The 21,423-nt window shown below is 70.5% G+C and carries 17 protein-coding genes and 1 pseudogene; 8 read left to right on the top strand and 10 right to left on the bottom strand.

Features of this window, described 5'->3' with window-relative positions; all coding sequences use genetic code 11:
• The first annotated feature begins 113 nt into the window (after positions 1–113).
• The 3 genes from OG799_RS27375 (at position 114) to OG799_RS27365 (ending at position 3,295) form a co-directional block, all read left to right on the top strand.
• On the top strand, positions 114–791 hold the full coding sequence (locus OG799_RS27375; RefSeq protein ID WP_406038915.1) for a response regulator transcription factor: 678 nt from the start codon (positions 114–116) through the stop codon (positions 789–791).
• Positions 781–2,157: a sensor histidine kinase gene (locus OG799_RS27370; protein ID WP_406038913.1), complete on the top strand. Its 1,377-nt coding sequence runs from the start codon at positions 781–783 to the stop codon at positions 2,155–2,157. Before OG799_RS27375 ends, OG799_RS27370 begins: the two co-directional genes overlap by 11 nt.
• Before the next feature lie 361 nt (positions 2,158–2,518).
• Positions 2,519–3,295: a BTAD domain-containing putative transcriptional regulator gene (locus OG799_RS27365; RefSeq protein ID WP_406038911.1), complete on the top strand. Its 777-nt coding sequence runs from the start codon at positions 2,519–2,521 to the stop codon at positions 3,293–3,295.
• Between the two features lie 54 nt (positions 3,296–3,349).
• On the opposite strand, the gene OG799_RS27360 is transcribed toward OG799_RS27365, so the two are convergent.
• The 3 genes from OG799_RS27360 to OG799_RS27350 form a co-directional block, all read right to left on the bottom strand.
• Positions 3,350–6,547: an efflux RND transporter permease subunit gene (locus OG799_RS27360; RefSeq protein WP_406038909.1), complete on the bottom strand. Its 3,198-nt coding sequence runs from the start codon at positions 6,545–6,547 to the stop codon at positions 3,350–3,352.
• Between the two features lie 36 nt (positions 6,548–6,583).
• Positions 6,584–7,030 carry a hypothetical protein gene (locus OG799_RS27355; protein ID WP_406038907.1) on the bottom strand — a complete coding sequence of 149 codons (447 nt, stop codon included), beginning with the start codon at positions 7,028–7,030 and terminating at the stop codon, positions 6,584–6,586.
• Positions 7,031–7,106: 76 nt separating this feature from the next.
• Positions 7,107–10,328 (bottom strand): efflux RND transporter permease subunit, encoded by a 3,222-nt coding sequence (locus tag OG799_RS27350; protein ID WP_406038905.1) that lies wholly within the window; start codon positions 10,326–10,328, stop codon positions 7,107–7,109.
• A gap of 295 nt (positions 10,329–10,623) precedes the next feature.
• Here OG799_RS27350 and ccsA point away from each other — a divergent pair.
• Positions 10,624–10,788 (top strand): annotated as a pseudogene (gene ccsA / locus OG799_RS27345) (cytochrome c biogenesis protein CcsA); the annotation flags it as partial.
• Between the two features lie 60 nt (positions 10,789–10,848).
• Here ccsA and OG799_RS27340 read toward each other — a convergent pair.
• Positions 10,849–12,213, bottom strand: a complete 1,365-nt coding sequence (locus OG799_RS27340; RefSeq protein ID WP_406038903.1) for a hypothetical protein — start codon at positions 12,211–12,213, stop codon at positions 10,849–10,851.
• Positions 12,210–12,500: a hypothetical protein gene (locus OG799_RS27335; protein ID WP_406038901.1), complete on the bottom strand. Its 291-nt coding sequence runs from the start codon at positions 12,498–12,500 to the stop codon at positions 12,210–12,212. The genes OG799_RS27340 and OG799_RS27335 overlap by 4 nt, the downstream gene beginning before the upstream one ends.
• 100 nt (positions 12,501–12,600) lie before the next feature.
• Between OG799_RS27335 and OG799_RS27330 the strand changes: the two genes are divergently transcribed.
• Complete coding sequence (locus OG799_RS27330) at positions 12,601–14,082, top strand: ATP-binding protein (protein ID WP_406038899.1); 1,482 nt, start codon at positions 12,601–12,603, stop codon at positions 14,080–14,082.
• Between the two features lie 71 nt (positions 14,083–14,153).
• Here the strand turns inward: OG799_RS27330 and OG799_RS27325 are convergent, their stop codons facing one another.
• From OG799_RS27325 to OG799_RS27315, 3 genes are all read right to left on the bottom strand, one after another.
• Positions 14,154–15,149 carry a CU044_5270 family protein gene (locus OG799_RS27325; RefSeq protein WP_406038897.1) on the bottom strand — a complete coding sequence of 332 codons (996 nt, stop codon included), beginning with the start codon at positions 15,147–15,149 and terminating at the stop codon, positions 14,154–14,156.
• A complete protein-coding gene (locus OG799_RS27320; RefSeq protein WP_406038895.1) occupies positions 15,146–15,730 on the bottom strand; it encodes an RNA polymerase sigma factor in 585 nt (194 codons plus the stop codon). Before OG799_RS27320 ends, OG799_RS27325 begins: the two co-directional genes overlap by 4 nt.
• A 120-nt stretch (positions 15,731–15,850) precedes the next feature.
• Complete coding sequence (locus OG799_RS27315; protein WP_406038893.1) at positions 15,851–16,321, bottom strand: MarR family winged helix-turn-helix transcriptional regulator; 471 nt, start codon at positions 16,319–16,321, stop codon at positions 15,851–15,853.
• A 63-nt stretch (positions 16,322–16,384) separates the two neighbouring features.
• Here OG799_RS27315 and OG799_RS27310 point away from each other — a divergent pair, with 63 nt between their 5' ends.
• On the top strand, positions 16,385–16,945 hold the full coding sequence (locus OG799_RS27310) for a carboxymuconolactone decarboxylase family protein (RefSeq protein ID WP_406038891.1): 561 nt from the start codon (positions 16,385–16,387) through the stop codon (positions 16,943–16,945).
• Between the two features lie 6 nt (positions 16,946–16,951).
• On the opposite strand, the gene OG799_RS27305 is transcribed toward OG799_RS27310, so the two are convergent.
• Positions 16,952–17,824, bottom strand: coding sequence for an alpha/beta fold hydrolase (locus OG799_RS27305; RefSeq protein WP_406038889.1), 873 nt, complete (start codon positions 17,822–17,824; stop codon positions 16,952–16,954).
• A gap of 172 nt (positions 17,825–17,996) precedes the next feature.
• Here OG799_RS27305 and OG799_RS27300 point away from each other — a divergent pair, with 172 nt between their 5' ends.
• Both OG799_RS27300 and mqnP read left to right on the top strand, forming a co-directional pair.
• Positions 17,997–19,457: a menaquinone biosynthesis decarboxylase gene (locus OG799_RS27300; protein ID WP_406038887.1), complete on the top strand. Its 1,461-nt coding sequence runs from the start codon at positions 17,997–17,999 to the stop codon at positions 19,455–19,457.
• Positions 19,457–20,368: a menaquinone biosynthesis prenyltransferase MqnP gene (mqnP, locus tag OG799_RS27295; protein WP_406038885.1), complete on the top strand. Its 912-nt coding sequence runs from the start codon at positions 19,457–19,459 to the stop codon at positions 20,366–20,368. The genes OG799_RS27300 and mqnP overlap by 1 nt, the downstream gene beginning before the upstream one ends.
• A gap of 9 nt (positions 20,369–20,377) precedes the next feature.
• Here the strand turns inward: mqnP and OG799_RS27290 are convergent, their stop codons facing one another.
• Complete coding sequence (locus OG799_RS27290; protein ID WP_406038883.1) at positions 20,378–21,343, bottom strand: terpene synthase; 966 nt, start codon at positions 21,341–21,343, stop codon at positions 20,378–20,380.
• Positions 21,344–21,423: the final 80 nt, after the last annotated feature.

Genomic DNA, 21,423 nt, shown 5'->3' with positions numbered 1-21,423 from the left:
TTACGGCGAATGTACGGCGGGCCGGCTGAAGACCGGCTGAACGCGGGCGAAGCCGATGTCTGCGCCAGCCGGTCTTCAGCGGGCGGTAAGCCGGCGGGTGGCACACTCGGAGAGTGCGCATCCTCGTGGTCGAGGACGACAAGCACCTCGCCCGATCAATCAAGCGTGGGTTGGAGGCCGAGGGGTTTGCGGTTGACGTCGCCCTCGACGGCGTCGACGGTCTGTGGCGGGCCAAGGAGGGCGACTACGACGTCGTCGTCCTCGACATCATGCTTCCCGGCAAGAGCGGCTACCAGGTGTGCGCCGAATTGCGCGAGCTCGGGAACTGGACACCGATAATCATGCTCACGGCGAAGGACGGCGAACTCGACGAGGCGGCAGCTCTCGACACGGGAGCCGATGACTACCTGTCCAAACCGTTCTCCTACGTGGTCCTGGTCGCCCGCATCCGGGCGCTGCTGCGCCGGGGCTCGCGGGAGCGCCCGGCCACGCTGAACGTCGGCGACCTGCGGCTCGACCCGGCCGCTCACCGTGCCTGGCGGCGGGATACGGAGGTGTCGCTCACTCCTCGCCAGTTCGCCCTGCTCGAGTTCTTCATGCGACGCGCGGGCGAGGTGCTGCCCAAGAGCACCATCCTCGACCACGTGTGGGACTTCGCGTTCGACGGCGACCCCAACATCGTCGAGGTCTACGTCCGGCACCTGCGGAAGAAGATCGACGAGCCCTTCGGGCGAACCGCGATCCAGACCATCCGGCTCGTCGGCTATCGACTGGACCCTGATGGCGGCTGATCGCAACCGGTCCCGGGTACGCCTCACCACGGTGCGCGCCCGCACCACCATGGCCGCCACCGTCGTCGTCGGTGTCGCTCTCGTGGTCACCGCCGTCAGCCTGGTCGTGTTCCTGCGCCGTTCGCTCGTGGAGCGCGTCGATGACATCGCGAAGGTGCGTGCGCAGGATGTCGCGACCCTGGCCCGCCAGGGCACGCTCCCCGCGGAGCTGTCCGTCGACAGCAACGACGACGGCAGCATTACCCAGGTCATGGACGCCTCCGGCCGGGTCGTGGCCGCCACCGCCGGGCTGCGCAGCGACCTGTCTCTCGCCCGGTTCCGTCCGTCCAGCCCGGCGTCGGAGGTCCGCACAGTCGACGGTCTTCCCTTCGGCGAGGGCGGCAGCTACCGGGTCGTCGCGGTGCCGAGCGCCACGCCGGGAGGGCCGGTGACCATCTACGTGGCGGCGAGCCTCTCCCCGGTCGAGGACGCCGTCGACGTTCTCCAGGGTGCCCTCGCCGCCGGCGCTCCGCTGCTGCTGGCACTCGTCGCATTCACCACCTGGACGGTCGCGGGTCGCACCCTGCGGCCGGTGGACGCCATCCGGGCCGAGGTCGCCGACATCTCCGAACGGTCACTCGGCAGCCGCGTCTCCGTGCCACCGACGGACGACGAGATCAGTCGCCTCGCCGACACCATGAACATGATGCTCGACCGGTTGGACGCCGCCGCCGAGCGTCAACGTCGCTTCGTCGCGGACGCCTCGCACGAGCTGCAGACCCCGCTCGCGGCGGCGCGCACGGATCTGGAGGTCGCGCTCGCCCACCCCGACAGCACCAGTTGGAACGACATCGCAGCCGACCTGCTCGTGGCGAACCGTCGCATGGAACGGCTGGTCCGGGACCTGCTGTTCCTGGCCAGGGCGGACGCCGGCGCCCCGCGCACCGCAGCCCGTCCCGTCGACCTCGACGACATCGTGCTGTCCGAAGCAGCCCGGATCCGTGCCGGCGGCCAGCTGCGCGTCGACACCGGCGCGGTCTCGGCGGCTGCCGTCGACGGCCGTCCCGACGAACTGACGCGGGCGGTACGCAACGTGTTCGACAACGCCGAGCAGTACGCCTCGTCCCAGGTCAGCGTCGAACTCTCCAGCGATGACCGCCGGGTCACGCTGGTCGTCCACGACGATGGGCCGGGGATACCGCCCGAAGACCGCAAGCGCATCTTTGCGCGATTTACGCGACTCGACGACGACCGGAGTCGTCGAACCGGCGGTACCGGTCTTGGTCTGGCCATCGCAAGGGAGATCATCGAGGCGCACCAGGGGTCGATAGTCGTCGAGGAGGCGCCCCGCGGGGCACGGTTCGTCATCCGCCTGCCCGCGCGTTGATCGACCCCTTCCTCCTGATGGCTCCGGCCGCGCCGGTGAGTCTCCTGGCGGTGGGGCGCGGTCGCGCGACTCGATGCAGAAATGTCGGATGCCTGATGAAAAGCGTCGATTGACCAGCCTTTCAGGCGTCATCGATGTCTGGTGCATTGACAGTCGGGCTCCGACTCTGTTAATGGTCGTTTAGGTGCGTTAGGTCTTATTGGCTCGTGCTTGCCAAATTTCCGCCAGAGCCGGCGGAATGCAAAGAACGTGAAGAATCGTCCGTTAATCGGTTTGGCGGGGTGATCAACGGCGTGATCTGAGAACCTGCACGGCGCGGCGGAGGAGGTGCAGGCAGCCTGGCGCGGCGGAGGGGGGGGCCGTGGAGTTCCGACTTCTGGGTGAAGTGGAGGCATGGGCGGGGGATCGGCAGCTCGATCTCGGACCACGCCAACAGCGACTTGTGCTCGCGGTGCTCGCGTTGCAGGTGAACCGGCTCGTTCCGGTCGACCGCCTGGTTGATCTGACGTGGCCCGAATCGCCGCCCCAGTCCGCTCGCCATGCGATCCATGTCCGCGTCTCACAACTGCGCACCATATTGGCGATGGCCGGGGCACATCATGATGGCGTAAAGATCGCCACTCGTGGGCCCGCGTACGTCTTGCGGGCCGACCCGATGTCGGTGGACGCCCACCGCTTCCGCTCTCTCGTCGCCGCGGCTCGTGCTGAGACGCACGACCCGGAGCTCCAGGCTTCGCTGTTGCGGCGTGCTCTCGACCTGTGGCAAGGACCCCCATTGGCCGACGTGGCGACACCGCGGGTCGAGGAGTTGTGCCGGGGACTGAAGGAAGCGCGGTTGACGGCCCTGGAGGAGTGGCTGGGCGCGGAACTGCGGCTCGGGCGGCACGAGGAGGTCATCGACGAACTCGCCGATTTCGTCGTGCAGCATCCGCACCGACAACGATTGCTCGCGCACCTCATGCTCGCCTTGTACCGCGTCGGCCGCGTCCCCGAAGCGCTGGCGGCATACCGGCTTGCGCGGAGCCGGCTCGTCGACGAATTCGGACTGGACCCCGGACCGGAGCTGCAGAGGCTGGAGAGAGCGATACTTCGCGGCGATCCCTCGCTTGACCTTCCCCCGGAGCGGCCCACGATGTGATGTCGCCTCCGGCGTCGACGGCGATTTGTGGTGGCTGGGATGAGGGTCCGCCCGTCAGGCGTGGGACCTACCGAGCCGCCAGGCGGCGAGCCACCGGCGCGTTGCAAGAGCAGATCCCCCGCGGGCGGACGGATCCATGTGCCGGCTGAAGCGCAGATAGAGGGACGGGAGGACGAACAGGTTCAGCAGCGTCGAGGTGACCAGGCCGCCCAGAATCACGACCGCCATCGGGTGTTCTATCTCGTGACCGGGCAGGCTGCCCTCGATGGCCAGGGGAACCAGGGCGAGCCCGGTCGCCAGCGAGGTCATGAGGATCGGCGAGAGCCGCTCCTTCGCGCCACGGAGGACGAGGTTACGACCGAAGGCTTCCCCTTCCTCCCGCTCGAGATACTGGAAATGGTTGATCATCAGAATGCCGTTGCGGGCGGCGATGCCCAGCACGGTGAAGAATCCCACGAGCGAGCCGAGCGAGAGGATGCCGCCACCGACGTATGCCGCGAGGATCCCGCCCACCAGAGCCATGGGCAGCGTGAGGAGGACCAGGAACGACAGCCGCCAGCTGTTGAAGGCGGTGGTCAGCAGGAAGAGGATCCCGATCACCGCGACGCCGGCGAAGAGCCGCAGCCGGTCCTGGGCGCTCGTCGCCTCCTTGTACTCACCGAGCAGTTGCGGGTGGTAGCCGGGCGGGAAGCCCACCGTCGCCAGGCGGCGCTCAACCTCGGCCGCGACGTCGCCCAGGGCCTTCCCCGCGGCCACGTTGGCACCCACATTGATATACCGCGATCCGTTCTCCCGCAGGATCTGGTTGGGCGTGGGCACCATCTTGACCTCGGCCAGCTCACCCACGGGGACCTTGCTCCCGTCCGCCGCGTCCATCAGGAGGTTACGGACGCTCTCGATGCTGTACCGGGCACTCGGCACGCTCCACACGTGCACTTCGGTGTTCTTGCCGTTTCGCCAGATGTCGCCCGCCTCCTCGCTGGCGATGAACGTGGCCGCCGTTCGGCGTACGTCGCCGGGCTTGATCCCGTACCGCGCCGCCTTGGCCAGGTCGACCTGGACATCCACCTGAGGAACCGGGGTCTGCAGCGTCACGTGTTCGTCGATGATGCCGTCGATCCCGGCAATGAGCTCCTTGACCTCGTCGGCCTTTTGGCGGAGCACGTTGAGGTCGTCGCCGACGATGCGGATGATGATGGCGTCGCTGGAGCCGGTGAGCACCTCCTTCGTGCGTTCCTTCAGGTAGGTCTGCACATCGCGCTGCAGTCCGGGATAGCCGTCGACCACCTTCTGCACGGCTGCATGAGTCTTGTCGTAGTCGACCTTCGGGTCGATGCTGATCCAGTTCTCGGTGAAGTTCATGCCGACGACCTCGTCGGCGAGGGTGCCCTGCCCGATGTGGGCGCCGAAGTTCCGGACCCCCGGGATCGCCCTCAGCTCCTTGCTGACCTGTTCCGTGATGCGGACGCTCTCCTCCCGGGAGGTGCCGGGCTGGGTCACCCAGTGCATGAGGAAGTCCCGCTCCTTGAACGCGGGGAACAGGTTCTGCCCCAGCATCGGTACCACCATGACGCCGCCCGCCAGGACGAGTACGACGGTCGCGTAGGCGACGGCGGGACGCGGGATGATGCGTGCCAGCGACGCGGTGTAGCCGCGCTGGAGCCAGCGCACCAGGGGCGACTCCCGCCGCTCGATCGGTGACCTGGTCAGCAGCATCAGGGCGAGCGCCGGGATCACCGTCAGGGCCACCAGCAGCGAGGCCAGGACGGCCAGCCCGTAGGCGAACGCCATGGGCCGGAAGAACGAGCCGGTGAGCCCGGTGAGCAGGAAGATCGGGACCGTGCTGACCAGGATGATCATCGTGGCCTGGACGATCGGTCCCCGCACCTCCACCGACGCGTCGAGGACGATGGCGGCGGTCGACTTCGTGCTGCCCGCTCGCCGATGCTGGCGGATGCGGCGCACGATGTTCTCGACGTCGATGATGGCGTCGTCGACGAGCACGCCGAGGGCGATCACGAGCCCTGCCAGGATCATCGTATTTATGGTGGCCCCGGTCCAGTGCAGGACGAGTCCCGCCGCGACGAGGGAGAGCGGGATCGAAATGGCGCTGATCAGCGCGACCCGCCACTCGAAGAGGAAGAGCACCAGGATCAGGACCACCAGGATGAATCCGATGACCATCGCCCGACCGAGGTTCTCGACCGAGGTCTCGATGAAGGTCGCCGGCCGGAAGATCTCGGTGTCGACGTTGAGGCCCTGCATGCCGGGCGCCATCTCCTGCAGCGCGGCCTCGACCCCGCGGGTCACCTCGAGGGTGTTGCCCCAGGGCAGCTTCTCGACGATGAGCATGAGGCCGGGGCCGTCGTTGATGACCGCGTCCCCCGTGAGCAGGGACGGGGGCATGATGTCGTCCGTGATGTAGGCGACGTCCTTGAGGTAGACCGGCTTGGCGCCCTTCGGCACCTCGATGGGGATCTCGGCCAGTTGCTGTCCGGTCAGGGCGGGCAACTGGTGCTGCACCTGGAATCGGTGGTTGGGCGTGTCGACCCACCCGCCGGTGCCGATCTCGAACCCACCGTTGAACTTCAGCTGGCCCACGTCCACCGCGTCTCCGGCGGCCTCCATGACCTGGGCCAGCGTGACGTTGTGCTGCTTCATGAGCTCGGGATCGACGAGGGCCTGCTTGACGTGCCACCGATCGCCCCAGATGGCCACGTTCGCCACCCCGGGTACGCGCATCAGCCGGGGCCGGACCGTCCAATACGCCTGCAGCGCCATGTCGACGTGGGCGGCGTCGGACTTGTCCGCCTGGGATATCCCGATCTTCATGACCCGGCTGGTCGACGACAGCGGCTGGATCATGAAGGGGGAGTTGGCCCAGCGCGGCAGTCTGGGAGTGATGGCGGTGAGGCGCTCCTGGATCAGCAGGCGGGCCGCCATCAGGTCGGTCCGGGGCTTGAAGATCAGGACGATCGAGGAGAGCTGGGAGACCGACTTGGAGCGCATCTCGTCCAGGCCCTCGATCCCGGTGAGCCCCTGCTCCAGCGGGACGGAAACCAGCTCCTCGACATCCTGGGCGGACAGCCCGATGCAGATCGTCTGGATCTCCACCCGGGGCGGCGCGAATTCGGGGAACGCGTCGACGGGCATGTCGCGAATCTGCAGCACGCCGAAGAACATCAACATCGAGGCCCCGACAACCACGAGGAACCGGAGCTTCAGACTCGTTCCAATGATCCAACGCATCATGGCCTGGGGTCCCTACCCTCGTACCGACTGGATGGACTACTTGCCGACCCCGAGTTCGGCGCCCCAGAGTTCGATCACGCCGATCGTCACGATCGAGGTCCCCGCCGGCGGTGCCTGGGCAAGGAACGCATCCGTCCCGCGCGCCCCGCCCACCGTCGCGACCACGACCTTCTCGCGGACGTAGGTCAATGGCTGGGGAACCGTGTAGACCCAGGTCACGCCGTTCGCGTCGTAAAGCACTGCCGAGTAGGGCACCACCGTCGCCGGCGTGCCAGGCGACGGGCTCGGCCCTGCCGGTGCTGCCGGCTGCGTCGCGCCGACCGTGACCGTCGCGATGCCCACCCGGTGAGCCGCCTGCTCGGTCAAGGTCACCTTCTTGACGTCCTTGCCCGGGATCGCCTCGACCGTGGCAGGGCTGTCCTTGTGGCCACTCGAGGTGTTCGAGGCGGGCGTCGTGCAGGCCGCCGAGGCCAGCGTGATCAAGATCGCTGCCGTCCACCGACCACTGTGTCGCATGTGGTCGCTTCCTTGTCTGCGCATGGGACTCTCCTGCTTCCGATCAGGCCGGAGCCGGGCTTGACGTGGTTTCCTTGCCCGTTGCCTCGGGTTGTGGCCTGGGCGCGGGTAGCGATCCGGCCCCAGGCTCCGACGGGGGCACCGACGGAGACCGGACGGCGAACCGCAGATACAGCACGGGCAGGACGAGCAGGTTCAGCAGCGCCGTCGTAATCAGGCCACCAAGGATGACCAGGGCGAGCGGACTCGCGATCTCGAGGCCGGACCCGCCGCCGTAGATCACCATGGGAACCAGTGCCAGCCCCGCCGCCAGGATGCCCGTCACGGCCGGGATGAGCTGCTGCCGTGACCCGAGTTCGACCAGATCGGCACCCGGCGCGTGGCCCTCGTCCTCCAGTTGCTGGTACCGCTTGATCTGCAGGATGCCGCCCCGAACGGCCATGGCCAGCACGGTGAGCAGCCCCAGCAGCGCGACCACCGAGACGGCCGCCCGGTCGACGGCCGCCAGCAGCAGCCCGCCGGCCAGTGCCGTCGGCAGGAGCAGGAAGTACAGCGACGCCACCCGCCAGCTCCCGAAGCCGGCCTGTAGCAGGAAGAAGATCAGGATCACGGCGCCGATCACGAAGGTCCACACCCGGAAGTCGGAACTCGCCTTCGCCTGGGCCTCGCCGAGCACCTCAAGGTGGTGCTCGCGGGGGAAGGTCACCTGGCGGAGGCGGTCCTTGACCTCGCCGGTGACGGCGCCCAGACCACGCCCGCGCACGTTCGCGACGACGTCCATGCTGCGGGACACCTGGTCGTGCGTGATGACCTCCGGCTTCGCCGCGACTCTGACGTCGGCGACGTCGGCCAGGCGCACCTGGGTCGGGCCGCCGCCCGGGCCGCCGACCGGCGCATCGATCAGCAGGTTCTGGACGGTGGACAGGTTCTGGCGCACCGCGGGGACGCCCCACACGACGACCTCGAACACCTTCTGGTCGTCGAAGAGGTTGCCCGCGATCGTGGACGAGATGAGGGTGGCGGCGGCCCGGCGCACATCGCCCGGCTTGAGGCCGTACTTCGCGGCCTTGGCGACGGATACCTCGATCTCCACCGTGGGGGCGACCTGTGCGGTCCGCACCCGTGGTTCGGCGACGCCGTCGATGGCGGAGATGATGCCGAGCACCTCCTGGGCCTTTTCGTTGAGCACCGCGTAGTCGTTGCCGTAGATGCGCACGACGAGGTCCTCCGCCGCACCGCGGGTCACCACCTCCCGGATCCGCTTGTCCGAGTACGTGATCACGTCGCTCTGCACCCCGGGATAGCCATCCACCACCCGCTGGACAGCGGCCAGGGTCCTGCCGTAGTCGGCCGCCGGGTCGACGCTGAGCCACACCTCGCCCGAGTTCATGTTGACGACCTGGTCCGACGCCAGTGCCCGCCCGGTGTGCGCGCCGACGTTGCGTACTCCGCGGACGGCCCGCAGCTCGGCACTGAGCGCGCTCGTGATCCGGTTCATCTCCGGTCGGGACGCGCCGGGCGGCGCCTCCCAGGTGATCAGCAGGTCCCGCTCCTGAAGTGTCGGGGACAGCGGCCGCGAACCGAGGAACGGCAGGGCGACCAGGCCCGCCACCACGAGGAGACCGACCAGGGCATAGGACCAGACTGGCCTCCGGAGCAGCCGGGGCAGCAGCGTGCCGTACGCCCGCTCCAATGCTCGGGCGAGCGGCGACGGGCCGAGCTGCAGCGAGGACCGGGAGAGCAGGAGTGTGGCCAGCACGGGGGCGACCGTCAGCGCGACCACCAGTGAGACCACCGTGGCGGCCAGGAAGCCCTGTGCGACCGGGGTGAGGAACGCGCCGCGGACCCCGTCGAGGATGAAGACGGGCACGACCGAGACCGCGGTGATGAGGGCGGCGACGAAGAGCGGGCCGCGTACCTCGAGGAAGGCCGCCCGGATGGTGTCGGAGACGAGCTCTTCGGAGCCATCCTCGCGGCGTTGCCGCAGCCGTTGCCTGATGTTGTCGACGGCGACCACGGCATCATCCACGACGATGGCGAGGGCCATCACCAGCCCCGCCAGGGACATCATGTTGAGGGGCACGCCGAACCAGGACAGCACGAGCACCGTCACCGCCACGGAGGACGCGATGGTCAACAGGCTGACCAGCGCGGCGCGCCAGTTGAACAGGAAGGCGCCGAGCACCAGCAGCAGGAGGATGGCGCCGAGGATCAGCGTCGTGGTCAGGTTGTCGACCATCTTCTCGATGAAGGTGGCCGGCCGGTACACCGTCGTGTCGATCTCGACGGTCGGCATGGCGGGTCGCAGCTCGTCGAGTGCGGCCTCCACGTCCCGGGTCACGTCCGCGACCTTGGCGCCCGGGAACCTCTCCACCACGAGCATGAGGCTCGGCGTGTCCTTGACGACCGCGTCGCCGATGAGGAGCTGGTGGCCCTCGACGATCTGGGTGACATCACCCAGCAGCACCCCGCGGTCCTCGGCGCCCTGAACGGTGACCTTGCCGAGATCCGCCGCGGTCTTGATCGGCTGGTTGTGCTGGATCTCGATCCGCTGGTTGGCGGTGTCGATGAAGCCGCCCAGCCCGGGCGTCGAAGCCTCCACAAAGGTCAGCGGCGAGACCCACAGCGCGTTCGCCGACGTGCGCAGCACCTGGTCCAGCGTGACGCCGTGCTGCATCAGCTTGGCGGGATCGACCTGCACCTGCAGTTGGCGGTCACGGAACCCCCAGATGGCCACGTTGGCCACGCCGGGGACGCTCAGCAGGCGGGGCACGATCGTCCAGCGCGACAGGAGCGACATGTCGATCAGTGAGCGGTCCTGGGACGACAGACCGACCATCATCAGCCGGCTGGTCGACGAGAGGGGCTGTACCACCAGGGGTGGCCTCGATGACGCGGCCGGCAGCATGGCGACCATGGTGAGCCGCTCCTGCACGACCTGCCTGGCCCGGATCGGGTCCGTGCCGGGCTTGAACGTCATCTCCATCGACGACAGTCCCGGTAGCGTCCGGGACTCGAGTTTCGCCAGCCACGGGATCCCGTTGAAGAACTCGTTCTCCATCGGGTTGGTGATCAGATTCTCCACCTCTTCGGCGGAGAGCCCGAGTGCCTCGACCTGCACATCCACCCGCACCGGCCCGAACTCTGGCAGGGCCTCGACCGAGGTGTTGCGAAGCTGAACGAAGCCGACGGCCATCAGGGCGACGGCGATGGCGAGCACCAGCCGTTGATATTTGACGCTTGACCCGACGATCCACCGCATCATGGCCCGGGACCTCTCAGTTGGAGATTCGTCAGTTGCCGACCAGGGCCAAAGAATCACGCCGGTCCCTCACGCTCCGCTCACACTGGGCTCACAAGCTGCCGACCCGTGGAGGTGCTGGCTTCCTGCGCTCGCTACGGATCCTCGGCGGACCGTGCTCGGGCCCGGCTTCGAGGAGACCGTCCGGCAGCGGGTGCTGGGGGAGCCGGCGCTCGGCGACGGCCCGCTCCCGCGACCTGCTCGTCGCGCGGCCCCGGCCTGGACGCGCGGATGACCTTCGCGCTGCACGCCGTCGCCTTCCCGGGTGGTCTACGCCGGCTACCTGCACGCCCGGGCCACCCCGAGCATCAAGCGGAACGTGGCCACGTGGATCGCCATCCTGGGCTTCCTGACCATGCTGATGAACCTGTTCGGGGTCAACTTCTTCTTCACCGGCCTGCACTCGTACGCCGGCGTCAACTGACCGACCAACGCCGACCGCCGGGAGCCTGACGGCTCCCGGCGGTCGGGTCGTTTCCGGGGATCAGGAGATGGTCACCGGAGCGGTGTCGTTGGCCGGGTCGTCGTCGACCCGGGGGTAGCCGTAGGGGATCCGGACCTCGCCGGGCGCGCCCAGCGGCCCGTCGACCCGCAGGTCGAAGCCGACCAGGAAGGTCTCCCCGGACGCGAAGATGCCCCCCAGCTTGGGGCAGTACCAGGTGACCGGGGTGGCCGGGTCGGGTTCCTCCTCCTCGCTGCCGCTGGGCCAGCACTGCCGGGGCGCCTGGGTCACGACGGTCCCGGCCGGCGGGGTGAAGACCAGGCGGGCGGCGCCGTCGCCGGAGATGGTGCCGTCCGGCACCCCGGGACCGTCGTTGCGCAGACCCACCTCGACGTGGACGGTGTCGCCGATCGACCCGGTGGCGGTCGCGCCGAGGGCGACGACGTCGAACGCGCCGTGAATGGCTCGCAGGTAGTACTGCCCGGACGGGTACTGGTGCTCGGGGCCGAGCACGTCGACCGGCTCGCCCACCTGACGCAGCCGCAGCGAGCGGTCGGCGTCGCGCCGGGTGAGCGGCACGTCCTCGGGCAGCGGTCCGGCGGTGTCGGCGGGCGCCACCGACTGGGTGATCCGTTTGTCGCCGAGCGCGGCGGTCCCGACCGTGGTGGCGAAGCCGCCGGGGACCTCGTACCGGGCGCCCGGGATCAGCTCGCCGCCGACGGTGCAGACCACGATCGTGCTCAGCTGATCGCCGGAGCCGTACCGGCAGTTGCGGTAGGCGGCGGGCTCCAGCCCGACCGGGAAGCGGAGGGTGATCCGGAGGTCGTCCGCCGGCCGGTCGCCGGCGCTGATCAGCGCCACCGGCATGGCGAGCTGGTCGCCGGTCTTCGCGCCGCTGACGTACTCGTCGACCAGGTCGATCGTGTCCGGTCCGGCGTGCACGGTGACCGTGGCCTGCTGGGCCCAGCCGTCGACGCCGTCGGCCAACGCGGTGTAACCGATCGTCCCGGTGGCGCCGTCGGCCGCGCCGGCGACCGCCCGGAGCACGATGGGCAGGGTGCCGTTCAGGGTGCCGAACTCGTCCGGAGTGGCGGTCGGCGGCATCGGGCAGGTGGCGGAGGCGGCGTCGGTGACGCACCAGTCCGGGAAGGTGGCGCTGGCCACCCCGGTGAGGCCGCTCAGGTCGAAGGTCACCCGGGGGTTGGTCGCCCCGCCGCTGCTCAGGGCGAGGGCGGCGGTCCGGGCGGGGGCGCCGGCCGCGCCGACGGTGGTGTCACCGAGCCAGCCGCTGACCCAGCCGGGATCGGTCTCCGCCGCCGCCGGGCTCGCCACCGCGCCGGTCATGGTCGCCGCCGCGAGCGCCGCCGCGCCGACGCGGAACGCGCGGGAAACGCGTACAGATGTCATCGAACTCCCTTGAGGATGGTGGACCGGGCGGGCCCTCCAGCCCGATCGGCGCGCCGATCGTAAGGGGAGCCGGTGACAGATGAGGTCCCGGTCGCCGGGCGACGTCGGCTCAGCACGCCGTCGACGCGCAGGGTCACCTGGTACGCGACCTCCGGCAGATCGGCGAGTTCGAGGCGGTCGGCCCGCAGGGCGAACTGGGCGTGCAGCTCCCGGGCGACCGCGTCCCGGATCTCCACCAGCAGCGGGGAGAGGCCGTCCGGGTCGCCTTCCAGGTACGCGTCAGTCATGTGCGTATCGTCCCGCCACCGAGCCGGACGTGTCATCCCACCTACGCACTTCGTAGGAGTACACTTCTAAGAACTGTAGTCCTATGAATTGCGGTGAGCCGTGAGCCTGTTGGCGAAGCCCGACCGGATCTTCGACCGCGACGTCGAGTGGGCCGAGCTGGCCCGCTTCGCCGCCGACGAGCGTCCCGGCGCGACCCTCGGCGTCGTCAGCGGTCGCCGTCGGCAGGGCAAGACCCTGTTGCTCTATGAGCTTGCCCAGGCCAGCGGGGGGTTCTATTTTGGCGCCACGGAGGCCACCTCGACGGAATCGCTCCGCCGGCTGGGTGAGGTGCTCGGCGCGTACGCGGGGTCGCCGGGCCCGCTACAGCTGGCCGACTGGAGCGCCGCGATCGACGCCCTGCTCGCCCTGGGGCGGACGCGGCCCGTGACCGTGGTCATCGACGAGTTCCCGTACCTGGTCCGGGCTGCCCGGGACCTGCCGTCGATCATCCAGCACGCGCTCACGCCCGGGCGACCGGAACGAGCGGAGTCGCGGACCCGCCTGCTGCTCTGCGGATCGGCCCTGTCGTTCATGGGCGGGCTGCTCGCCGGTTCCGCCCCACTGCGCGGCCGGGCCGGCCTGGAGCTACCGGTGCAGCCGCTGGACTACCGGGCCGCGTCGGCGTTCTGGGAGATCGATGATCCCTTGTTGGCGGTCAAGGTGTTCTCCATCGTCGGTGGCACGCCGGCCTACCGGCGCGAGTACGTCCAGGACGACGCCCCGACCGGGGCGGGCGACTTCGACGCGTGGGTCGTCCGGGCGGTGCTCAACCCCGCACGGCCGCTCTTCCGGGAGGCGCGCTACCTGCTCGCGGAGGACCCCGACCTGCGAGACGCCGCGCTCTACCACTCCGTCCTGGCGGCCGTCGCCGAGGGCAACGCCAGCCGGGGTGGGATTGCCGGTTACATCGGGCGGAAGGCGACCGATCTGCAACATCCGCTCACCGTGCTGGAGGATGCCGGCCTGCTGCTGCGGGAGCCGGACCCCCTTCGCGGCGGACGCAGCAGCTACCGGATCACCGAACCGCTCATCACCTTCTACCAGGCCGTCATGCGACCCGCCTGGACGGCGCTGGAGCAGCGCCGGGGCGCGGACGTCTGGCACAGGTCGCAGCGCCGGTACGCCAGCGCGGTGCTCGGCCCCCGCTTCGAGGAGATCGTCCGGCAGTGGTCCCTGCGGTTCGCCGACCCCGACGTCTTCGGTGGCCTGATCGCGGAGGCCAGCGCCGGCACCCTGACGGATCCGGCCAGCCGGACCAGTCATGAGCTCGATCTCGTGGCACTGGGCGAGCCGCCACTTGGCGACGGACCCCGTCCGCTGCTCGCCATCGGCGAGGTGAAGTGGGGGCGCCGACTCGGCCTGCCGGACCTGGACCGGCTGACGCGGGTGCGCGAGCTGCTGCTCCGCCGCCCGGGGATCGACGCCGCCGGTGTCCGGCTACTGCTGGCGAGCGCGGAAGGCTTCACGCGCGACCTGACTGCGGCGGCGGCGGATCGCGCCGAGATCGTTCTCGTCGATGCCGCACGGCTGTACTCGTACTGACCACGTCGGCCGATCGACGCCGCCGGGGCGGGCGACAGCGCGTCGCCGGCCCCGGTCGGAGGTCCGTCCCGTCAGGGCAGCTGCCCGGCGCGGTCCACCACGGCGACCGTCAGCACCGCCGTCGAGTTGATGGTCTCTCCAGCCTTCAGCCCGTACGCGTCGCGGGTCAGCACCAGGTGCTCACCGAGGTACGCGTAGGTCTTCCGGTCGAAGATCAGCTCGGACCGGGTGCCCTGCACCTCGTCCCGGGCCAGGGCGACACCCGCGCGCCCGGCCCGGTCGGTGACGTCGCCGACCACCCGCACCCCGGGAATCCGGGCGACCGCCTCGAAGACCGCCGCCAGCGATGCCGGGGACAGGTACGCCTCCCGGATCAGGTCGCCCGCCGCGCTGAAGGCCTCCTGGTCCCGGGGGTTCTTCGTCCCGTCAGCCTGGCGGTAGAGGTACGCCAGCATGCCGGCGGCATCGCTGGGCAGGTCGGCGTGGTAGCCCGGGAGGGGGGTGCAGGCGACCTCCTCGGTCTTGCCGTGCTTGGACTGGGTGCTCAGTCCGTCGTGGCAGCCGGGCAGGACCATGCCGTCCGGTCCGCCGGGCCCGGGGCGGCCCTGCTCCCGCAGCAGCCCGTCCCGGGTGCCGTCGGCGGAGAGCCAGATCCGTCGCTGGGCCGCACTGATCGTCGCCCGTTCCGAGCTGCCTTCGTGCACGCTGATGCTGGCGGTCAGCGACTCCACGTAGATGAACTGGTCGCCGCGGACGGGCACGGTGGGTTGACGCCGGGCCTGCTCGGCCGCGCCGGCGAGGACGCGTTCGGCGGCGGACGCGGTGGACACCGGGGCGTGGTCGGGGAAGGACACCACCTGGGTGGCCAGGACGCCGACGGTCAGCGCCGCGGCCAGGCCGCCGGCTGCCGCCAGCCGCCAGCCGAACCGGGGTGCCGCGATTCGGGGGCCGCGGCGGGCGGGGCGGGTGGCCTCGGTGAGTACCCGGTGCCGGAGCCGTCCCGGCGGGGTCGCGGTCTGCGGGTCCAGGGTGCGGCCCAGCTCGTCCAGCATCTTCAGGTCGTTCATCGGTCCACCTCGGTGATGTCGGTCGGGTTGGTGTCGCCGAGCGCGGCGCGCAGCTTGCGGCGGGCGCGATGCAGTCGGGAGCGCACCGTGCCGATCTTGATCTGGAGCGTGTCGGCGACCTCCTCGTAGCTGAGGTCGCCCCACGCGACGAGCAGCAGCACGTCCCGGTCACCGGGCGAGAGTCGGCGCAGCGCCTCGGCCAGCGGGCCGCGGGTCGCCCGGGCGGTGACCGAGGCGGCGACCCGGTCCGCGAAGCCCTCGGCGACGTCGCTGTCGGCGGCCCGGCCGAGGACCCGCCACCGGGCCTCCTCGGACCGGCGGCGCCGGGCGATCTCCCTGGTCAGGATGCCGAAGAACCACGGGCGGGCGTCGATGCGCGTCAGGTCGTAGGAACTGCGTCGGCGGAACGCGGCGAGGAAGGTGTCGGCGACGACATCCTCGGCGAGTTCCGGGCCGACCCGTCGGTAGGCATACCGGTAGAGCTGCGCGGCGTACCGGTCGTAGAGAACGCCGAACTCCTCCGCGTCGGAGTGGGACGCGGCGATGGCCGTGGCGTCACTGACGTCGCGGCCCGATGCCACCGTCACCACGCTGGTGCGGTCTGCTGGGGCTGACTCACGAGGGACCTCCCGTCCACGAGCGATCTGACACCCTGTCTCTCCCGTGGCGGGGTTCCGGGTTCACGCCGGGCCGGGACGGGGTCAGCCGCCGAACCAGCCGGGCATGTCGAGGCGGAAGAAGTTCGCCGAGGCGACCACGTGCAGGTCGTCCTCCAGGGCGGCGACCCGGTCGGGGCCGAGCGTCGCCGCCCAGCGGTCGCGCAGCTCGTCGAAGACGACCGCGGAGCGGCGCAGCCCGTCCAGGCCGTGCTCGGTCATCCGGACCAGCTTGCGCCGGGCGTCGGCGGGGTCGTCGGCACGGTCCAGGTAGCCGAGGGCGACCAGCCGGTCCACGGTCTTGCCGGCCGCCTGCTTGCTGACGCCGAGCCGCTGGCCCAGCTCGGAGGCGGTGGTGCCGTCGACGCCGACGGCTTGGAGGACGAAGCCGTGCAGCGGCCGGAGGTCGGGGTGGCCCTGCCGGGCCAGCTCGGCGTGCAGGTCGTCGATCAGCGTCCGGAAGCCGGCGAGCAGCAGCAGCGGCAGTACGAAGCCGGGGCGGTCAGGTGTTGTCATGTTCGACAACCTCGTTTACCATTTCGTCAACCACGTTGACTATCGTACCCGAGAGAGGTCGGCATGTCCCGACAGGTCTTCACCGCCCACACCCCCGACACCGCGCCCGCCGCCGCCCGGCCGACCCTCGAAGCGGTACGGAAGAAGCTCGGCTACCTGCCAGCCGCGGTCGGCCTGATGGCCGAGTCCCCGCAGTTGGTCAAGGGCTTCCTCACCGCCAACGCCGTCTTCGAGGCCGGCAGCCTGGCCCCGGTGGAACGGGAGGTCCTCGTCTTCACCGTCGCCACCCGCAACGAGTGCCACCTCTGCGTCGCCATGCACACCCCCACCCTTGAAGGGCACGGCGGCACGCCGGAACTGGTCGAGGCGCTGCGGGCCGGCACCGAACTGCCCGACGCGCGGCTGGAGGCGCTGCGCCGGTTCACCCTGGCCGTCCTCGACCACCGGGGCGCCGTCCCGGACGCGGACCTCGCCGCCTTCCTCGCCGCCGGCTGGCAGCCCCGGCACGCCCTCGACGTGGTGCTCGGCGTCGGGACGTACACCATCTCGACCTTCGCGAACCGGCTCACCGACGCGCCGCTCGACCCGTCCCTGGCCGCGTACGCCTGGCAGCCGGCCGCCTGAGCCGGCTCAGCCGCGCAGGAACGGCAGCACCAGCGCGGACAGCTCCGCCGGCCGCTCCTCGAACAGCCAGTGGCCGCAGTCCTCCACCACCTCGCCGGTGACCGTGTCGGCGTACCCGCGGACCTGCGTGGCCACCTGCTCGCCGAGACTGGCCCGGGCGCCCACGGCGAGGACCGGCATCGGCAGCTTCGTCGACCGGTACGCGCCGTTGTCCGCCACGTCCTGCCCGAACGCCCGGAACCAGTCGAAGCTGGCCCGCAGGTGGTCCGGGTCGCGCAGGTGCCGGGCGTACTCCTCGACGTCGTCCGGGCCCATGCTGCCCTTCTTCACCATGATCGAATCGGTGAAGCGGTCCACCCAGAGCGTCTCCCGGCCGGTGATCAACTGCTCCGGCAGGCCGTTGCCGACGTTGAAGAAGCCGAAGTTCCAGACCGCCGGGCCGGCGGACGTCAGGGCCGGGATCGCGTAGATGCTCTCGTCCGGGATCGGCGCCTCGGTGAGCACCAGCCGGGACACCGCGTCGGGATGGGCGGCGGCGTACGCGTACGCGACCATGGTGCCCAGGTCGTGGCCGACCAGCCGGAGGTCGCCGGTCAGGCCGAGCCCGGTGAGCAGGCCGTGCAGGTCGGCGGCGATCGTCTTCTTTTCGTAGCCGCCGGCCGGGGCGTCGCTGTCGCCGAAGCCGCGCAGGTCCGGCGCGACCACCTCGAACGAGCGCCCCAGCTCGGGCAGCAGGTGCCGCCACATGTGCCAGCACTGCGGATAGCCGTGCAGCAGCACCAGCGGGGGACCGTCGCCGCCGCGCAGGTAGTTCATGTTGATCTCGCCGACCCGTGTCCGCTGCTCGGTGAACCCCGCTGGAACCCGTCCCCCGCCCATCGCCGCCCCCGTCCCACGCCGGACGGCCCGGTTACCCGGTCGTTCGCCGCCCATGCCCGGCAGAGGTGTCAGCAGGGCCCCCTCCTCTACCGGAGGCGTCAAGAAGGGGCCTCTGCGTACATCACAGCACCCGGCTTGGGCGGTGGGGTGGGTGGTGCGGGAGACTGACGGCATGGCGGCTCGTGGCTTCCCGTACACCGATCTCAAGGACTTCCTCGCCGCGCTGGAGCGCGCGGGCGAGCTGCGGCGGGTGAGCGTCCCGGTCGACCCCACCCTGGAGATCAGCGAGGTGGTCACCCGGACCGTCCGGGCCGGTGGCCCGGCGCTGCTCTTCGAACGCCCCACCCGGGGCGAGATGCCGGTCGCGATCAACCTCTTCGGCACCGAGAAGCGGATGGCGATGGCGCTCGGTGTCGACTCGCTGGATGAGATCGGCGAGCGGATCGGCGCGCTGATCAAGCCGGAGCTGCCGGTCGGCTGGTCCGGCATCCGCGAGGGCCTGGGCAAGGTCATGCAGCTCAAGTCGGTGCCGCCGCGCAAGGTGAAGACCGCCCCCTGCCAGGAGGTGGTCTACTCCGGCGACGACGTCGACCTGAACCGGCTGCCCGGCCTGCAGGTCTGGCCCGACGACGGCGGGATCTTCCACAACTACGGGCTGACCCACACCAAGCACCCGGAGACCGGCAAGCGCAACCTCGGCCTGTACCGTCTCCAGCAGCACGGCCGGAACACCCTCGGCATGCACTGGCAGATCCACAAGGACTCCACCGCCCACCACGCCGTCGCCGAGCGGCTCGGCCAGCGCCTGCCCGTCGCGGTCGCGATCGGCTGCGACCCGGTGGTCTCGTACGCCGCCTCCGCGCCGCTCCCCAGCGACATCGACGAATACCTGTTCGCCGGCTTCCTGCGCGGCGAGCGGGTCGAGATGGTCGACTGCCTCACCGTCCCGTTGCAGGTGCCGGCGCACGCCCAGATCGTGCTCGAGGGCTACCTGGAGCCCGGCGAGCGGCTGCCCGAGGGCCCGTTCGGCGACCACACCGGCTTCTACACCCCGGTCGAGCCGTTCCCGGTGCTGCACATCGAGACGATGACCATGCAGCGGAACCCGGTCTACCACTCGATCGTCACCTCCAAGCCGCCGCAGGAGGACCACGGCCTCGGCAAGGCCACCGAGCGGATCTTCCAGCCGCTGCTCAAGCTGCTGATCCCAGACATCGTCGACTACGACCTGCCGGCCGCCGGGGTCTTCCACAACTGCGCGATCGTGTCGATCCGCAAGCGCTACCCGAAGCACGCGCAGAAGGTGATGAACGCGATCTGGGGCGCGCACCTGATGTCGCTGACCAAGCTGATCGTGATCGTCGACTCCGACTGCGACGTGCACGACTACAACGAGGTCGCCTTCCGCGCCTTCGGCAACGTCGACTACGCCCGCGACCTGCTGCTCACCGAAGGGCCGGTCGACCACCTCGACCACGCGTCGTACCAGCAGTTCTGGGGGGGCAAGGTGGGCGTCGACGCGACCCGCAAGCTGCCCACCGAGGGCTACACCCGGGGCTGGCCGGAGGAGATGTCCATGTCGCCCGAGGTGGTCTCGCTGGTCGACAAGCGCTGGAAGGAGTACGGGATCTGATGGCGGTCCTCGACGCACCGGCCGAGAAGTCGGGCCGGGTGAAGTCCTTCCTGAAGCTCGTCGCGATCGAACACTCGGTGTTCGCGCTGCCCTTCGCGTACCTGTCGGCGCTGACCGCGATGCAGGTGGCCGGCGGGCGGGTGCGCTGGCTCGACCTGCTGCTGATCACCGTGGCGATGGTCGGGGCGCGGACGTTCGCGATGGCCGCCAACCGGATCCTCGACCGGCGGATCGACGCGCGGAACCCGCGTACCGCCGGGCGGGAACTGGTCACCGGGGCGGTCAGCGTGCGGACGGCCTGGACCGGCGCGGCCGTGGCGCTGGTGGTCTTCCTCGCCGCCGCCGCCCTGCTCAACCCGCTCTGCCTGGTGCTCGCCCCGCTCGCGGTGGTCCCGCTGGTCGTCTACCCGTACGGCAAGCGGTTCACCAACTGGCCGCACGCCATCCTGGCGATCGCCCAGGCCGTCGGCCCGGTTGGCGCCTGGCTCGCCGTCACCGGCACCCTGGACGGCTCCTGGCCGGCCTGGCTGCTCGGCGCGGCCGTCGGCCTGTGGATCGGCGGGTTCGACCTGATCTACGCCTGCCAGGACGCCGACGTCGACCGGCGGATCGGCGTGCACAGCGTCCCCGCCCGGTACGGCCTGCGCTTCGCGCTGCACGCCTCCACCGTCGCGCACGTGATCACCTTCGCGCTCTTCATCTGGTTCGGCGCGCTGGTCGGCTTCGGCTGGCTCTGGTGGATCGGGCTGGCGTTCACCGCGGTCGCCTTCGGCTACCAGCACCTGGTGGTCAGCCCCACCGACCTGAGCAAGGTCAACCGGGCCTTCTTCACCGCCAACGGCTTCGTCGGCATCGCGTTGTTCGTCTTCGCCCTGCTCGACCTGGTGGTCCGCCTCGGCCTGCGCCCCTGAGCGGCGCGGTCAGGACCCGGGGGCGACCGGGTAGCGGCCGCTCTCCAACGTCCAGTCCACCGTGCCGCGCACGGCGTGGGTTACCCCGTCGAGGTGGGCGGTGACGGCCTCGTCCAGCGCCGGACCGAACGACGGCACCGCGGCGCGTAGCGCCACGAACCGGGCCATCCCCGCCCGCCAGCGCTCGGCCACCAGCTCCACGGCGGTCTCCACCGGCACCCCGTGCTCGGTCGCCACCGCGAGCACCAGGTTGTGGCCACCGGCGCTGACCCGGTCCTGCTCCAGCGACGCCAGGTCGTTGAACCAGGAGAGCAGGTCGTTGCCGAGGTCGGCGATCCGGCGCAGCGTCGGATGGTGGTAGACCGCGTCGGGCAGCGGCCGGCCGGTCGCGAACTCGATCAGCGGGTACGACACGTACGCCGCCGAGGTCGCCCGGCGCAGCTCCACGTACTCCGCGACGCCGGGGGCCCGGCCGGCGGCCTTCGCGACCGCCTCCCGCCAGGCGCCGTCCAGGTGGTGGCTAACCGCGTCGGTGAATCGCAGCCGCCACCGGGCCGGCATCCGCCGTCGCGGCTCCCGCCACGCCTGCACGAGCAGCCGCCGCAACGGCCCCGAGAAGCCGGGATGACGGACCCGGGGGCCCTCGCGCAGCAGGGCGAGCGTTCCGTCGCGCAGCGCGCGGATCTGCGGCGGCGACAGCCGGTCCGGCCGGTCACAGGCGTCGTCGACCAGGAAGAACCAGGTGAACAGGGCGGTCAGCACGCGCAGGTCCGCCTCGGCGGCGTCCGGGTAGAGCCGCCCGGCGTACCGGGCGAAGCCCGCCCGGCGCAGCCGGTCCAGGGCGGCCGCGTCCGATGGCAGGTCCAGCCGGACGAGCTGGTCGAGCAGCCACTGCTGGGTCCGGTCGGCGTACGGGGAGAGTCGGGGCACGAGCGGGCAACCGGACCGCAGCGACCAGAGCACCGCCTCCGTCATCCCGATCCCTCCCGTGGCCGTGGATCGTCGCCGGAAGCATGGCAGGTCGCCGGGACGACTGTGGACCCGGCGGGACAACG

The sequence above is a fragment of the Micromonospora sp. NBC_00898 genome (assembly GCF_045207895.1).
In the GTDB taxonomy this organism is placed as follows: Bacteria; Actinomycetota; Actinomycetes; order Mycobacteriales; family Micromonosporaceae; genus Micromonospora.
The sequence above is the reverse complement of the archived record's forward strand: the minus strand, read 5'-3'. Positions and strand labels throughout refer to the sequence as shown.